We start from the raw sequence: 15,186 nt of genomic DNA on the forward strand, positions 1-15,186 counted from the left end.
ATCAATAAACCGCGGCACGGCCACGGCGGCGAGGATGCCGAGGATGACCAGCACCACGACGAGTTCGATCAGGGTAAAACCTTTTGCGTTTTGCATCTCAATCACCTCATTCGGACCGACCGCGGCCGGTCGCTTTGTCTTGCATGGATTGGCGGCCCCAACCGCGGCCGCAGCCGCCACTGGGGCTTACCATGAAGCTTAGCCTTTTTTTGCCAAGAATGACAAGCAGCTTATGTAAAAATATTGGCAAATGGAGCAGTTTTGGGGATAAAAGGTCGTCACTGCCCAACCGGCGGCCGGATTGTCGGGGCGAACGGTCCGTGACGACCAAGGCCGGCGGGGTGGCAGGTTCCGGGGCCAGGGTACGATGCTGCCGGGCTGATCGAGCCGCCTAGATCCGTTCGAGCAGACAGGGCTGGGTGGTATTCCAATCGGCGTTTTCCCAGGAACCGGGCGGCTCGCTGGGACCCAGGAAGCGATCGACCCAGAACAGGGCCTGACCCGGGCCGACCTCGTCGCGCCACTCGGCCACCGGGGTATCGGAGGAAATATTGCTGACCGCGTAGCGGTCCAGGTCCACCTCGGGCAGGAAGCTGGCCATGGCCTGCTCGCAGGCCTCCCCGCCGGTCACGGAGATGTCCACACACTCCGGCGAGCCCGCCTCGCAGGCCGCCAGATTGATCTGGTTGTTGGAGATGAGGGCGCGGGCCTGATTGTCCACCGCCGCCTGCCCGGCCTCACTGCTGAGATCAATGAAGCGCGGCACGGCCACGGCTGACAGCAGGCCGACAACGACCAGCACCACGGTCAATTCGATCAGCGTGAAACCCTGCTCCCTGCGACCCTGAGTCATCCGGCAATCCTTGGGCGGCAAAAGGCGCCTGTGAATATCTGGGCGCAGAATAAACGGATTTGGGCCGAATTCTCAATATTCTTATGTAAAAAAGACGGCGCCGGGCGGTTCGGAAGCGCCGGCAAACCGGGCCCGCCCCTTCAGGCGTCGTTGGAGGCCTGCCTGGCGTTACGCTGGCGGACGGCGCGGACAGCCTCTTCGGCCTTGGGGTATTCGTAGTCCCGTTGCGGGCTGATCTCACGGAGGCGGGATTCGATCCAGAGCTGGGCCTTTTCATTGATTTCGGCGGGGGTCAGACCGCTGGGATCGATGGGCTCGCCGACGATGACCTTGATGGTGCCGGGGCGTTTAATGAACTCCACACGACCCCAGAAATCGCCGGCGTTGTGGCAGATGGGGATGACCGGGACGCCGGTATCCCGGGCCAGGATGGCGGCACTGCGGCCATAGCGACGGGTCTTGCCCGGCGCCATGCGGTGGCCTTCGGGGAAGATCATGAGCCAGCTGCCGTCGGCCAGCTTCTGCTTGCCCTGGCTGACCACCTGCTCCACCGCCCGGCGGCCACCACCACGATTGATGGCGATCGGATTGAGCAGGGCCAGGCCCCAGCCAAACATGGGAATGAACAACAACTCCCGTTTCAGCACCCAGGACTGGGGACGGCGGAAGATGTCGAGCTGACACAGGGTCTCCCAGGCGGATTCATGTTTCCAGAGGGTAATACAGGGGCCGTCGGGGACCTCGCCCTGATACTCCACCTGGTAATCCAGGCGGCAAATGTGGCGTAGCAGAAAAAGCTGGAGCCGGGCCCAGCTCTGAGGGATGAGAAAACGCACGCGCTGACCGAAGGGCATAAGGCAGAGCAGTGCAATCACCCAGGGGATGACACTGAGGGCCATCAGGGTGTTGAACAGGGCGCTACGCAATAACTGCATCAGGACTCGGCTCCGTCCTCGTCGACTTCGCCATGCTCGCCAAGCAGATGATTGGCGGCGGCGGCCAGATCCTCGAAGACTTCCACTTCTTCCAGAATCCCCCGCCGTTCGAGACGCTCCCGGGTTTCCTCGCCCCGCCCGGTGAGCACCAGAATGGGGCGGGCACCGGCGGCGCGGGCGACATCGATATCCTTTTCGCTGTCGCCGATCATGGGCACATGGGTGAGGCTGGTCTGAAAACGGCGGGAGATATCGTGCAGCATGCCCGGCCGGGGCTTGCGGCAATCGCAGGCATCGTCCGGGTGATGGGGACAGAAGAAGAAGGCATCGATCTCACCGCCGTGGCCGCGCAGCAGGGACTGGATCTTGTTATGAATCCCCAGCAGGTCACTGGGCGTGAACAGGCTCCGACCCAGGCCGGACTGGTTGCTGGCCACCGCCACCCGCCAGCCGCCCCGGTTCAGGCGCGCGATGGCCTCCAGACTCCCCGGCAGCATATGGCACTCCTCCGGCGACTTGATGTAGTCGTCGGATTCCTCGTTGATGGTGCCATCGCGGTCGAGAATGACTAGGCGCATTGGGGTTGGCGGTCCTCTTTGGTTTTTTCTGGCTGACTCGTCGGTGGCCTGCTGGGCCGTGCCTGTTAGCTAGGGGCTGCGAGCTTCGAGCTACGAGCGGCGAGCTGTTGCTGGGGGCGCTCAGCGCCAGTGCCAAAGGGCGCGAAGCGCCCTACGCTCGTAGCTCGTAGCTCGTAGCTCGTAGCTCGTAGCTCGTAGCTCGTAGCTCGTAGCTCGTAGCTCGTAGCTCAAATTCTATCCCGTCTGCAGCCGAGAGATGTCCGCGACTGTCGTGAACGATTGCCGTAGTGCGGCAAGCAGGCCGAGGCGGGCGCGCTTGAGGTCGGCGTCGTCGGTCATGACCAGGACGTCGTCGAAGAAGCGGTCCACCGCCTCACGCAGGCCGGCAAGGATTTCCAGGCGGCGGGTGTAGTCCGACTCGGCCTCGGCCGCGCGGGCGGCCCTGTCCAGTTCGCTTGCCAGGGTCTGTTCCGCCGCTTCCTGCAGTTTGCCGGCATCAAAGCCCTCGACGGTCTCGCCGTCTTCGGCGGCCTTGCGCAGCAGATTGCCGATGCGTTTGTTGGCCGCGGCCAGGGATTCACTGGCCTCCAGTTCCAGAAAGCGGCTGACCGCCTGCAGGCGGCGATCGAAATCGGCCGGGCGGGTGGGCCGCACGGCGGCCACCGCCTCGAAGACCTCGGGGCGCACACCCCGCTCACGGTACCAGGCCCGCAGCCGATCCATGAGGAATTCGAAGACCGACTGGTGCAGCTCCTCGCTCATGGACAGACCTTCCGGCAGGGTCTCACCGGCGCTTCGGATCAGGGCATCCAGGTCCAGCGGCAGGTCGCGCTCCACCATCATCCGCAGCAGGCCAAGCGCGGCGCGGCGCAGGGCGAAGGGATCCTTGTTGCCGGAGGGCTTTTGATTGGCGGCGAAGCTGCCCACCAGGGTGTCGAGGCGGTCGGCGATGGCCAGGGCCAGGCCCTCGGCGGTTTCGGGCAGGGCGTCGCCGGCCTGGGCCGGGCGGTACTGGTCGCGGATGGCGTCGGCGACCTTGTCGCCCTCGCCGTCCTCGCGGGCGTAATGCCCGCCCATGATGCCCTGCAGCTCCGGGAACTCGCCGACCATTTCGGTGAGCAGATCACAGCGGGCCAGGGTGGCGGCCCGTTCGGTGGCCTTGATATCGGCGCCCAGTTCCCCGGCGATGCCGGCGGCCAGTTTTTCCACCCGGCGGCGCTTGTCACCCAGGCTGCCGAGCTTTTTCTGAAACAGCACATCGTCCAGGCCCGCGACCCGGTCGGCCAGCTTCTTCTGGCGGTCGGTGGTCCAGAAGAACATGGCGTCATCCAGGCGCGGGCTGATCACCCGCTCATTGCCGGTCTGGATGGTTTCCGGGTCCGTGCTTTCGATATTGGCCACGGTGATGAAGCCGGGCTTGAGCGCGCCCTGCCGATCACGCAGGGCGAAGTAGCGCTGATGACCTTCCAGGGTGGCGACGATGACCTCGTCGGGCAGGGCCAGGAAGCGGTCTTCATAACGCCCGGCCATGGGCACCGGCCATTCCACCAGGGCGGCGACCTCGGCGATCAGGGCTTCATTCAGCTCGGCCGTACCGTCCAGGCTTTCGGCCAGTTCGCTCACCCCCCGGCGGATATGGTCCTTTAGTGCACCGCGGGCATCGTCGGGGAAGACCTTGGCCTTGCTCAGCGCCGGCTCATAACTGTCGGCATTGGCGATATCGAGGGGCTCGGGGTGGTGGAAGCGGTGGCCGCGACTGTGGCGGCCGGTCTCCACCCCCAGGATCTGGCCGGGGACCAGCTTGTCGTCGAGCAGACAGACCACCCAGTGCACCGGGCGGGCAAATTCCACATCGCCATCGCCCCAGCGCATGCGCCGCTTGGCCGGCAGCTTGCGCAGAACCTCATCGGCCAGCGCCGGCACGATGTGCTCGGCGGGCTCGCCGCGGATGGTGCGTCGCCAGGCCAGGCGCTCGCCCTTGTCGGTGGCCTTGTGTTCCAGTTGATCCAGGCTCACCCCGCAGGAGCGGGCGAAACCCTCGGCGGCCCTGGTGGGCTTGCCGTCGCCGTCGAAGGCCTTGTCCACGGCCGGGCCGAGACGCTCTTCCTCGCGGTCACGCTGGCGCGGCAGCACGCCGGCCTGGCGCATGGCGAGGCGGCGCGGCGAAACGAACCATTCCGCCGCCCCGGCCTGCTCGTCGGCCAACAGGTCGTTGTCGGACAGGGCGCGGTTGAGCTGCTCGGCAAAGGCACGAGCCAGGCCGGCCGCTTCACTGGGCGGCAGTTCCTCGGTACCGATCTCGATCAGCAGGCTGCGATGATCAGGCATTGCTGGCGGTCCCCTTGTTGTCTTCGCGGCAGAGCGGGAAGCCCAGGGCCTCCCGACGCGCGTAATAATTCTCCGCCACCGCCCGGGCCAGGTTGCGGACCCGCAGGATGTAGCGCTGGCGCTCGGTCACGGAAATGGCGTGGCGGGCGTCGAGCAGATTGAACTGGTGGGAGGCGCGGAGGACCATTTCATAGGCTGGCAGCGACAGCTCCAGTTCCAGCAGGCGACGGCACTCGGCCTCAGCCTGTTCGAAGCCGGCGAACAGGGCCTGGGTGTCGGCCTGCTCGAAGTTGTAGGTGGACTGCTCCACCTCGTTCTGCAGGAAGACATCGCCGTAGCTGACCCGGCCGTGGGGCCCATCGGTCCAGACCAGGTCATAGACCGATTCCACCTGCTGCAGGTACATGGCCAGACGTTCCAGGCCGTAGGTCAGCTCGCCGGTCACCGGACGGCATTCCAGGCCGCCAGCCTGCTGGAAGTAGGTGAACTGGCTGATTTCCATGCCGTTCAGCCACACCTCCCAGCCCAGGCCCCAGGCGCCCAGGGTGGGGGATTCCCAGTTGTCTTCCACGAAGCGGATGTCGTGCTCCAGCGGGTCCACGCCCAGGGCGGTGAGGGAGCCCAGATAAAGCTGCTGGATCTCCAGCGGCGAGGGCTTGATCACCACCTGGAATTGGTAATAGTGCTGCAGGCGGTTGGGGTTCTCGCCGTAACGGCCGTCGGTGGGCCGGCGGCAGGGCTGGACATAGGCCGCGGACCAGGGCTCCGGGCCCAGGGAACGCAGGAAGGTGGCCGGGTGAAAGGTCCCTGCCCCCATCTCCATGTCATAGGGCTGCATCAGGACACAGCCCTGTTCGGCCCAGTAGCTCTGGAGACGCAGAACCAAGTCCTGAAAAGTCTCCGGCGGCGCGGCAATATCGGTCATGGAAGATCGCCCTGAATGATTGCGGTCAAAACAAAACGCGACATTATAAAGCAAGCGGAGGCTTGCCTGCCGGGAAGCCCTGAGACCTTCTACAGCGGGATGGCAATGGCCACCCCGGACAATAGCCTTTAATTATCAATATCGTTAAAACAATTCATTTTACTTTTTATATCAGTGCTCGCTAAAGTACATCGCAAGTCAGGCGGAAACGCCCTGATGCTTCCCCCCACAAGCAAGCCAATGAGGTGATCACGATGGAAACCGAAAACACTGTCAGCCTGCCCCGTCTCAATGAGCGGGCCCCGAACTTCGACGCCCCCACCACACACGGCCGCAAGACCCTGGAGGACTACAAGGGCAAGTGGCTGGTGCTGTTCTCGCATCCGGCGGACTTCACCCCGGTGTGCACCACTGAATTCGTCGCTTTCGCCAAGGCGGCGGACCAGTTCGCGGAACTCAATACCGAGCTGTTGGGCCTGTCCATCGACAGCCACTATTCACACATCGCCTGGGCTCGGAACATCGAAGAGAAGTTCGGTGTGACCATTCCCTTCCCGATCATTGCCGATCTGTCCATGGCCGTGGCCAAGGCCTACGGCATGGTGCACCCGGGTGCGTCGGATACCTCCGCGGTGCGGGCGACCTTTATCATCGACCCGGAAGGCGTGCTGCGCGCCATGCTCTACTATCCGATGACCAACGGCCGTTCGGTGGAGGAGATCCTGCGCCTGGTCAAGTCCCTGCAGACCTCCACCGAGCATGGCGTGGCCACGCCGGAGAACTGGAAGCCGGGCGAGAAGGTGATCGTGCCCCCGCCGGCCACCGCCGAGGAAGCCGCCGCTCGGGTCCAGAATGACGAGTATGAGTGCACCGACTGGTACTTCTGCAAGAAGGCCGTCTAGGCAACCACCCGCACCACCGCCAGCAGCGGTGAAGCAGCAGCCCGCCCGGCCCAGCCGGGCGGGCTTTCTTTTTGCCGCCACGGCGACAGGCGTGACCGGAACCACTGCGCACCAGAGCGGTGCAGATAATGCACCACATCAGCCCAATCGCGGAGTCCGCGTCGGGCGCGATCGGCGCGAAAAGCCCATGGGAACGGGCGCTGACAAGCGCTGGCATGAATTCTGCTGACAAGCTGCCATACTGTTTTCATTGCCTAACCATCAAGGAGAATTCGTCATGGCGCAGAGCGCTGCCGAAGTCATCAAGCTGATCGAGGAGAAGGGCATCAAGTTCGTGGATTTCCGCTTCTCCGACACCAAGGGCAAGGAAATGCACGTCACCCTGCCCGCCCGGGAGATCGACGAGGAGGTCTTCGAGGAAGGCAAGATGTTCGACGGCTCCTCCATCCAGGGCTGGAAGGGGATCAACGAGTCGGACATGATCCTGCGCCCGGACCCGGCCACCGCCGTGGTCGATGTCTTTCGCCAGGAGCCGACCCTGAACCTGGTTTGCGATGTGATCGAACCGGCCACCCTGCAGGGCTATGAGCGTGACCCCCGTTCCCTGGCCCGTCGCGCCGAGGCCTTTCTGCAGTCCAGCGGTGTCGCCGATGCCGCCTATTTCGGCCCCGAGAACGAGTTCTTCATCTTTGATGACATTCGCTGGGGGGCCGACATGAGCGGCGCCTTCTATGAAATCGATTCCAAGGAAGCCGACTGGAATTCCGAGCGCATCTATGCGGACGGCAACTTCGGTCATCGCCCGGGCGTGAAGGGCGGTTATTTCCCGGTCTCCCCGGTGGATTCGCTGGCCGATATCCGCGCCGCCATGTGCCTGGCCATGGAAGAGATGAACCTCAAGGTGGAGGTCCATCACCACGAAGTGGCCACCGCCGGCCAGTGCGAGATCGGTACCGAGTTCAACAGCCTGGTGCGCAAGGCCGACGAGACCCAGCTGTTCAAGTACACGGTCATGAACGTGGCCCACGGCTACGGCAAGACCGCTACCTTCATGCCCAAGCCCATCGTCGGCGACAACGGCTCCGGCATGCATGTGCACATGTCGCTGATGAAGGACGGCAAGAACCTGTTCGCCGGTGATGAATACGGCGGCCTGTCCGAGACCGCGCTCTACTACATCGGCGGCATCATCAAGCACGCCAAGGCCCTGAACGCCTTCACCAATGCCTCCACCAACAGCTACAAGCGACTGGTGCCGGGCTTCGAGGCGCCGGTGAAGCTGGCCTATTCGGCCCGCAACCGCTCGGCCTCCATCCGCATTCCCTACGTGCCCAATCCCAAGGCGCGCCGGGTGGAAGTGCGCTTCCCGGATTCCACCGGCAACCCCTACTTTGCCTTCTCCGCGCTGATGATGGCCGGCCTGGACGGCATCCTGAACAAGATCCATCCGGGCGAGGCACTGGACAAGGATCTTTACGACCTGCCGCCGGAAGAAGGCAAGAACATCCCGGAAGTGGCCTTCTCACTGGAAGAAGCCCTCAAGGCCCTGGACGCGGATCGGGACTTCCTCAAACAAGGCGGGGTGTTCACTGACGATGTCATCGATGCCTACATCGATCTGAAGATGGAAGATGTCACCCGCCTGCGCATGACCGCGCATCCGGTGGAATTCGACATGTATTACAGCCTTTAAGCGGCCTGTCGGCCGATTAAAGGCTGGGTTAGGGGTGAGGAGTCAGGGGTGAGGGGCCCCTGGCTCCCCACGCCTAACCCCTCTCCCCTCACCCCTAACGCATTGGCGCCCGCCGCCTTGCTCCTTGCTCCTTGCTCCTGCACAATCCTGGTGCAATGAGCTATCCCAGTGCATCTGCCCCACCCCATGTCCCGCGCAACCTGCTGGAATCCGCGGCCACAGCGGTATTGTGGTTTGACGGCGAGTCGCGGCTTGGCTGGTTGAATCCGGCGGCCGAGGATCTGCTCGGGATCAGCCTGCTGGGCGGGCGGCGACCGCGGGCGGAGGATCTGTTTGCCGAAACCGAGGCCATGCGCCAGGCGGTGAGCCGGGCGATCGGTGAGCGTGAACGGGTCAGCCTGCGCGATTGCCAACTGACCCTGCCGGGCAACCGGGGCCAGCAGATGGTGGACGCAGTGTTCACGCGGCTGGAGGACGACAGCCTGCTGATGGAGCTGGTCTCCCGGGAGCGGCCTCGCCGGATCATGGATGAGAGCCTGCAGCAGGGCCGCCGTGACGCGGCCCGGCAACTGGTGCGGGGTCTGGCCCATGAAATCCGCAACCCCCTGGGCGGCATGCGCGGGGCAGTCCAGCTCCTGGCCCGGCGCCTGAAGGATCCCGCCCTGCGCCGTCACACCGACATCATCCTGGCCGAGGCGGACCGCCTGGGGGCACTGGTGGACCGCCTGCTCGGCCCCGACCGCCTCAACCGCCGGGCACTCAACACCCACGAACCCCTGGAGCACGTCCACAGCCTGGTCGAGGCGGAGGCGGCGGCGGGGGTACGCATTGAGCGGCTGTATGATCCCAGCCTGCCCGAGGTGCTCGCCGACCGTGACCAGCTGGTGCAGGTCTTTCTCAATATCGCCCGCAATGCCCTCCAGGCCATTAGCGAAAGTGGTGTTATTCGTTTCAGGACTCGTGCCGCCCGACAGGTGACATTCGCCGGGCGACGGCATCGCCTGGCGCTGTGCGTGCAGATCGAGGACGACGGACCGGGCATTCCGCCGGAACTCCGGGACAGCCTGTTTTACCCCCTGGTCTCGGGCCGCAAGGACGGCGACGGCCTGGGCCTGGCCATTGCCAACGAGCTGATCGCCCGCCACCGGGGCCTGATCGAAGTGGACAGCCGGCCCGGCGCCACCTGCTTCAGCATCTATCTGCCCCTGGGAGGGAATGGCGATGAGTGACCGCGTCTGGATCGTTGAGGATGACGCCTCCCTGCGCTGGGTCATGGAAGAAGCCCTGGGCGATGCCGGGCGGGCGGTGCGGAGTTTTCCGGATGCGGAAAGCTTTCGGGCAGCACTGGCCGATGAGCAGCCGGGACTGGTGGTGATGGATGTGCGCCTGCCGGGCCAGGACGGACTCGGCGAGCTGGAATGGCTTGCCCAGCATTGGCCGGCACTGCCGGTCCTGCTGATCACCGCCCAGACCGATCTGGACATGGCGGTCACCGCCTACGAACGGGGCGCCTTCGAGTATCTGCCCAAGCCCTTTGACCTGGACGAGTTCACCGCGCTGGTGGATCGCGGGCTGCAGGCAAAGCAGGGCGAGACAGCGGCGAGTCCGGCCAGGGCCGACGCCGCCGGCTCCCGCCTGGTGGGTGAGTCCCCGGCGATGCAGGATGTCTTTCGCACCATCGGTCGGCTGTCTCGCAGCGAGATGAGTGTGCTGATTACCGGCCAATCAGGCACCGGCAAGGAACTGGTGGCCCGGGCCCTGCACGAGAACAGCCCCCGCGCCAGTGGCCCCTTCGTGGCGGTGAATACCGCCGCCATCCCGGCGGAGCTTTTGGAATCGGAATTGTTCGGCCATGAGCGAGGCGCTTTTACCGGCGCGGTGGGCCGGCGGGCCGGGCGTTTTGAACAGGCCCGCGGCGGCACCCTGTTTCTCGACGAGATCGGCGACATGCCCGCCGCCCTGCAGACGCGTCTGTTGCGGGTGCTGTCCGAGGGCGAATACTATCGGGTGGGCGGTCATGAGCCGATCCGGACCGATGTCCGGGTGCTGGCCGCCACCCACCAGGATCTGGGCCGGCGGGTGGCCGAGGGCGATTTTCGGGAGGACCTCTACCACCGCCTGGACGTGATCCGCATTCACATCCCGCCCCTGGCCGAGCGCCCGGAGGACATATCGCGGCTGGCCGAACACCTGCTCGCCCGCGCCGCCGAGGAAACCGGCCTGCCGGCACGGCGCTTCACGAAAAAGGCCCTGACCGCGCTCAAGCAGCGTCCCTGGCGGGGCAATGTGCGGGAACTGATGAACCTCTGCCGCCGGGTGACGGTGATGTCGCCCACGGCCACGGTGGACGCCGACGGCCTGCCGGCCCCCGAGCTGGGAGCCGACGATCCCAGCGGCGAACAGGACTGGACCGCCGCCCTGAAAGACTGGGCTGAACAGGCCCACGCCGAGGGCCGAGTGGGCCTGGCCGATCAGGCCACAACCCAACTGGAAGCGACCCTGCTCGACTGGGCCCTGGAGAAAACCAGCGGCCACAAACAACAGGCCGCCCGCCTCCTCGGCTGGGGCCGCAACACCCTGACCCGCAAGCTCCGACGGCATTAGGCTGGGAAATTCAAAAGATTGGCCCCGCGCAAATGACGCCAAGGGCGCAGAGAAAAGTAGGGCGTTATTGACCGATGAACCCGTGGTATTCGAGGGCGGCTTCCAGCTCTGTCAGGCGCTTATCACTAGGCCAACCTCGAATCGTTTCCACGACCCGTTCGCCATTCAGCAAGTAAAAAGTCGGGATCGACCAATAATCGAACAAGGGCCAATCGTCCTTGGAATGAGCCAGCGACAGCTCAAGCTGTGGATAGGCATCATTCCAGTAACGCACCCCCTCCAGGCCCAGCCGGATATGGGGCGGCTTCAGGACAAGCAGACCGGCATCGATGCGCTCCAATAATGCGCCGTTCTCGGTCAATGATTCGGCGGCCCGCCGGGAAAAACCACACTGCGGACTGGCCAACATCACCAATGTCAAATCTTCGCTGATAGGGGTCTCGGCTGAGGCAAGGTAATGTCCCCCATCTCTATTTTCCTCAAGTCTCCAAACCTGCCTCGATCCCTCAGAGGGAATCGTCGGCGGAACAACCTCGAGATCCAAATCAGGATGCTGGCGCTGCAGCGCCGCAGCGATCTCCAGCTCATTGGAGACGATTGCACTCCGGTGAAGATGATTCACATGGTAATCAGACTGGATCCCACGCGCCTCCAATTCTTCGGAAATAGCGATCAACTTATCCAGGTAGATTGACCTGCCGGTATAAAAGATCACCTGGTAGGTGGCATCGAAAAGCACCTTGAGGTCGGAATCGGCAATGGCTCCTTCTGCAACACTCAGCTTCTTATAGAGTTCTGAAAAAGCTGATTCATATGCGTCCCGAATTCTCCGAATCCGTTCGGCATCCGGCGTATCAAAGTCGACACGAGATGCATCAAGCAGACGATCATAGTCATCTGCCATCCCCCGCTCTCCATCAGCGCTCAATGCCGCGTTCGGCGCGACAAAAAGCACGACAGCGATAAGCACAAGGCCATTGAAACGACAGCGCGTCATAATTTAACCCTTTTCTGATGCTGGCCGCCCACAAGCAAGGGCGACCAGCTGGCAGTGCGAAATCAGCCTAGCAGTTAATCGTACACAGATAGGCACTATCTGCTACACAACTCCCTGGGCCATCACATTTGTATCCTTCCTTGAACCAGTCCCTGCTCCCATCGCTCAACAGACCGACTTGCCCCTCCACAATGGCCTTATCCAAAGCAGTCTCAACTCGAACACCATGGATCTGTGCGACAGCGTTTTCTAAACCAAATAGTGACAACAGTTCATAGAGCTGAGAGGCAGGAAGCTCTCTGACGAGATCGGTTATATACAAGCCTGATACACCATCATCAGAAAAAGTGATGCCGGCCAGGAATCGGGCCTGTGCTTCGTGTGACAGATTGGCAATCGGATTGTTTGCCACCGAATCGGAGTATACGTACTCAGTCAACTCGTCCATGGAGTTGATGATTGGTGTGTTTGGTTGGAGTTTCGAAGAATCGCTTCCAGGCGAAGTCGCAAACGTACTCCCTACGCCTGCGAATACCACGGTAGTAATAAAGGCAATGATTGCTAGACGAAAGCGTTGTGACGGCATGAATATACCCCCTCCTTATTGATTCTGATAAAAAAAACCCAAGATGCTTGGGCCAATAGAAGCGTATTTAACCGAAAAAAAAATACAACCCTCATATAGATTCTCTCCAGATTCGTTCGGAGGGCCGTTTTCGGGCCCTTGGCGGGGCAACCTCCGCGAGCTCCGACGGGATTAGGCCTGGAAATTCAAAAGATCTGCCTCACGCAAAAACGCAAAGAAATCTTTTGTTTTTCTTAGCGCCTTAGCGTCTTTGCGCGAGACCCAGCCCGCCTTCAAGCTGGCACCGTCCCGACCGAATCGGCACGGCAAGCAAACCCCGCGGGGCCCAACCCCTCTGCGTCCTTGGCGACCTCTGCGCGAGGCCAAGCTTGTCCCTCACCAATTACGCACGGCGCGGCGGGCAGGTTCGTTGAGGGGGCGGGCGGCGAGGCCGGTCTGGGTGACCACGACTTCGTATTCGGCGCCATCGGCCATGGGCAGGTAGGTGGCACTGCCGTAGATGGCGTCCACCCAGGGCACGCGGTCGGGATAACGGTTGACCAGGACCCAGGGGTCCAGCGTGCGGGGCTCGGGGTGCAGGGCATGCACGCTGCGAGGGCCGTCCCGCTCGCGGTCGATGGCGGCATAGCGACCCGAGAGGCGCTCGATGCGGAACAGGCTGTCCATGCCGGCGACGATGGCCGGCCCCTTCCAGCGCAGCACCCGGGCATCGAGCTGCCATTCATCCCCCATGAGCTCCAGGCTGAGGGTCGCGCCCTCGGGGAAGCGCAGCTCGGCGGTGTAGCGCTGGGCATCGGTTTGCTGGAAGGCCAGGACCACCGCGGCCTGCTCGTGGGTAAGGCGGTCATAGGTCTGCAGGGCCAGGCCCAGGGCCCCCAGGGTGGCGGCGCCGCCACCGATCGCCAGGGCGCAGCATAGCCGGAAGCAGCCGCCCACCGGCTTGCGGTGCCAAAAGCATTTCACACCGGAAAAAATCAGCAGGATGGCGAACAGGCCCAGCAGCAGCCAGAGGCCGAAGAGAATCAGGACCGGGGTTGTGGCCATGAATGACTCCATGGAGAAGAGAATAGCAGCTTGCGGGGGCGTGTGGATGGCACACGATTGGCGCGCTCAGGTGATGTCAAGGGCCCGTCCATTGCTGCGCTTGGGGGCAGCGCGACATCAGGCGCGGGGCTTCTTGACAAAGAAAACCTCCCTGATCAACACTGTTTCTTGTTCTGAAACAAGAAACAGTCAAGGGGTGCTGGCCAATGAAGAGTCAAGAATTGCTTGTCGCCATGAAATTGGCCAGCCTCGGCATCCATGAAGCCCGCCGGGCAAGCAAGGATATCGCTCCCAAGGCATTCGCAATCAGGCTGCCAGACGAGCAGGATGGCGATTGGCAGCCGTGGAGCATAGATCATGGCATCCCTCCCATTCACGCAGAGGTTTCAGCGACCAACTGGACCCATCGTGACTTAGCCAAATCCCTGAACATCAGCCTTTCCGCCTGCAACCGGGCCATTCACGGGGGACTGGCCAGAGGCCTGCTGCGCAGAAGCCCGCGCAACCATCAAATCCTCCCTAATGCAGCGGCTCTGGAGGAATTTTTGATTCATGGCGCCAAATACGTGTTTCCGACGGAATATAAAGCTGAGGCAAGGGGGCTTCCAACTTGCTTTGCTGCCCCTGTCCTATCAGATCACTTGTCTTCTGCCGGAAGCCAGATTTATGTCTGGCCCGACCCCTTTGGCAATACCCAGGGAACAGTGCTGGTACCGCTTAATGAGGCAGTCGTCACTTCGGTCAAGGGGGATCCAATCCTTTACGGACTCCTCGCGCTGTTTGACTCCATCCGCTCTGGGCAGGCCAGAGAGCGCAATCTCGCCATAGAACAGCTAAAGAAGGAACTGAGTTGGCTATGAATGTCTCGGACGACCTTGAAGAGCAAATTGCTCACGTTGCCAATCGCTTGGGAGCCAGGTTATGCAATCGGATGGCCTTCGTTGGAGGGTGCGTAACTGGTCTATTGGTGAGCGACCCGATCGTGAGGGAAACTATCCGGGCAACCAAGGATATTGACCTTATTGTTGACGTGATCGGCTTTGCGGATTACGTGCGACTACAAGAATCTCTCCGGAAGAGAGGGTTCCGCGAATCGATGAACGAAGAGGTTATCTGCCGTTGGTCACTGGACGACCTGACAGTCGACATCATGCCGACTGACGAAAATATCCTGACGTTCTCGAACCGCTGGTATCCGGACGCCATTAGGTCAGCCTTCAGGCATAAAATCAGAACAGGCACGAAAATCCATATCGTCTCTCCGCCATTCTTCCTCGCAACGAAGATTGAGGCCTTCCTCGGGCGTGGCGATGGAGACTTTCTCGCCAGCCGGGACATTGAGGACATTCTGACTCTCCTCGATGGTCGACCAGAAGTCGAGGTAGAGATCGCCGCTCAGAACATGGAATTCAGGCAATACATTGCAGGACATTTTTCTGATTTCTTGTCGGAGTCCTCTTTTGAGTATGCACTGGAAAGCGTTACGCGGGAACAATCAGCCAGAACACAAGCGCTTTTTCAGCGAATTCAACGAATTGCGCAGAAGGGCTAGCTCCTGGCGGAGCTTCGATTGATCCATGGCATTCTTTCATTATCTGACCCGAATCGCTTACAGCATGTCCATAGAGAGCTGCTAATCAATACCTCGGCCCCGGGACCTATGCCGGGTTATACTGCGCCTTTGCCCTAAGGAACCTCTGATTAATTCATTCGCGCCCGCAGCCAACGGGATTTTTTCTCT

14 protein-coding genes and 1 pseudogene are annotated in these 15,186 nt (G+C 62.2%); 6 read left to right on the forward strand and 9 right to left on the reverse strand.

Annotated features, from left to right (window positions below; all coding sequences use genetic code 11):
- The 6 genes and pseudogenes from pilA5 to glyQ all read right to left on the reverse strand — a co-directional run.
- Window positions 1-96: pseudogene (gene pilA5, locus VCB98_RS12500) on the reverse strand (type IV narrow pilus major component PilA5); the annotation flags it as partial.
- A 295-nt stretch (window positions 97-391) separates the two neighbouring features.
- Window positions 392-853, reverse strand: coding sequence for a prepilin-type N-terminal cleavage/methylation domain-containing protein (locus VCB98_RS12505; RefSeq protein ID WP_346053050.1), 462 nt, complete (start codon window positions 851-853; stop codon window positions 392-394).
- 140 nt (window positions 854-993) lie between these two features.
- Complete coding sequence (locus tag VCB98_RS12510) at window positions 994-1,788, reverse strand: lysophospholipid acyltransferase family protein (protein ID WP_346053052.1); 795 nt, start codon at window positions 1,786-1,788, stop codon at window positions 994-996.
- Entirely contained in the window at window positions 1,788-2,366 is a 579-nt protein-coding gene (gene gmhB, locus VCB98_RS12515; protein ID WP_346053054.1) for a D-glycero-beta-D-manno-heptose 1,7-bisphosphate 7-phosphatase, read from the reverse strand. The genes VCB98_RS12510 and gmhB overlap by 1 nt, the downstream gene beginning before the upstream one ends.
- 234 nt (window positions 2,367-2,600) lie before the next feature.
- Window positions 2,601-4,694 (reverse strand): glycine--tRNA ligase subunit beta, encoded by a 2,094-nt coding sequence (glyS, locus tag VCB98_RS12520; protein ID WP_346053056.1) that lies wholly within the window; start codon window positions 4,692-4,694, stop codon window positions 2,601-2,603.
- Window positions 4,687-5,619 carry a glycine--tRNA ligase subunit alpha gene (gene glyQ, locus VCB98_RS12525; protein ID WP_346053058.1) on the reverse strand — a complete coding sequence of 311 codons (933 nt, stop codon included), beginning with the start codon at window positions 5,617-5,619 and terminating at the stop codon, window positions 4,687-4,689. The genes glyS and glyQ overlap by 8 nt, the downstream gene beginning before the upstream one ends.
- Window positions 5,620-5,873: 254 nt before the next feature.
- Between glyQ and VCB98_RS12530 the strand changes: the two genes are divergently transcribed.
- The 4 genes from VCB98_RS12530 to ntrC all read left to right on the forward strand — a co-directional run bounded on the left by VCB98_RS12530 (window position 5,874) and on the right by ntrC (window position 10,818).
- Window positions 5,874-6,521 (forward strand): peroxiredoxin, encoded by a 648-nt coding sequence (locus tag VCB98_RS12530; protein ID WP_346053060.1) that lies wholly within the window; start codon window positions 5,874-5,876, stop codon window positions 6,519-6,521.
- A 277-nt stretch (window positions 6,522-6,798) separates the two neighbouring features.
- Window positions 6,799-8,214: a glutamate--ammonia ligase gene (gene glnA / locus VCB98_RS12535; protein WP_346053061.1), complete on the forward strand. Its 1,416-nt coding sequence runs from the start codon at window positions 6,799-6,801 to the stop codon at window positions 8,212-8,214.
- Window positions 8,215-8,369: 155 nt separating this feature from the next.
- Window positions 8,370-9,443, forward strand: coding sequence for a nitrogen regulation protein NR(II) (gene glnL / locus VCB98_RS12540; RefSeq protein WP_346053063.1), 1,074 nt, complete (start codon window positions 8,370-8,372; stop codon window positions 9,441-9,443).
- Window positions 9,430-10,818, forward strand: a complete 1,389-nt coding sequence (gene ntrC, locus VCB98_RS12545; RefSeq protein ID WP_346053065.1) for a nitrogen regulation protein NR(I) — start codon at window positions 9,430-9,432, stop codon at window positions 10,816-10,818. Before glnL ends, ntrC begins: the two co-directional genes overlap by 14 nt.
- Window positions 10,819-10,882: 64 nt before the next feature.
- On the opposite strand, the gene VCB98_RS12550 is transcribed toward ntrC, so the two are convergent.
- From VCB98_RS12550 to VCB98_RS12560, 3 genes are all read right to left on the reverse strand, one after another.
- Entirely contained in the window at window positions 10,883-11,722 is an 840-nt protein-coding gene (locus VCB98_RS12550; RefSeq protein WP_346053067.1) for a glutaredoxin family protein, read from the reverse strand.
- A gap of 160 nt (window positions 11,723-11,882) precedes the next feature.
- Window positions 11,883-12,401, reverse strand: coding sequence for a hypothetical protein (locus VCB98_RS12555; RefSeq protein ID WP_346053069.1), 519 nt, complete (start codon window positions 12,399-12,401; stop codon window positions 11,883-11,885).
- A 375-nt stretch (window positions 12,402-12,776) separates the two neighbouring features.
- Window positions 12,777-13,445 carry a hypothetical protein gene (locus VCB98_RS12560; RefSeq protein ID WP_346053071.1) on the reverse strand — a complete coding sequence of 223 codons (669 nt, stop codon included), beginning with the start codon at window positions 13,443-13,445 and terminating at the stop codon, window positions 12,777-12,779.
- Between the two features lie 206 nt (window positions 13,446-13,651).
- Here VCB98_RS12560 and VCB98_RS12565 point away from each other — a divergent pair, with 206 nt between their 5' ends.
- On the forward strand, window positions 13,652-14,305 hold the full coding sequence (locus VCB98_RS12565; protein ID WP_346053073.1) for a hypothetical protein: 654 nt from the start codon (window positions 13,652-13,654) through the stop codon (window positions 14,303-14,305).
- Window positions 14,296-14,997 (forward strand): hypothetical protein, encoded by a 702-nt coding sequence (locus VCB98_RS12570; protein WP_346053075.1) that lies wholly within the window; start codon window positions 14,296-14,298, stop codon window positions 14,995-14,997. The genes VCB98_RS12565 and VCB98_RS12570 overlap by 10 nt, the downstream gene beginning before the upstream one ends.
- Window positions 14,998-15,186 lie beyond the last annotated feature (189 nt).

It is taken from the genome of Natronospira elongata, assembly GCF_034931365.1.
Classification (GTDB): Bacteria; Pseudomonadota; Gammaproteobacteria; order Natronospirales; family Natronospiraceae; genus Natronospira; species Natronospira elongata.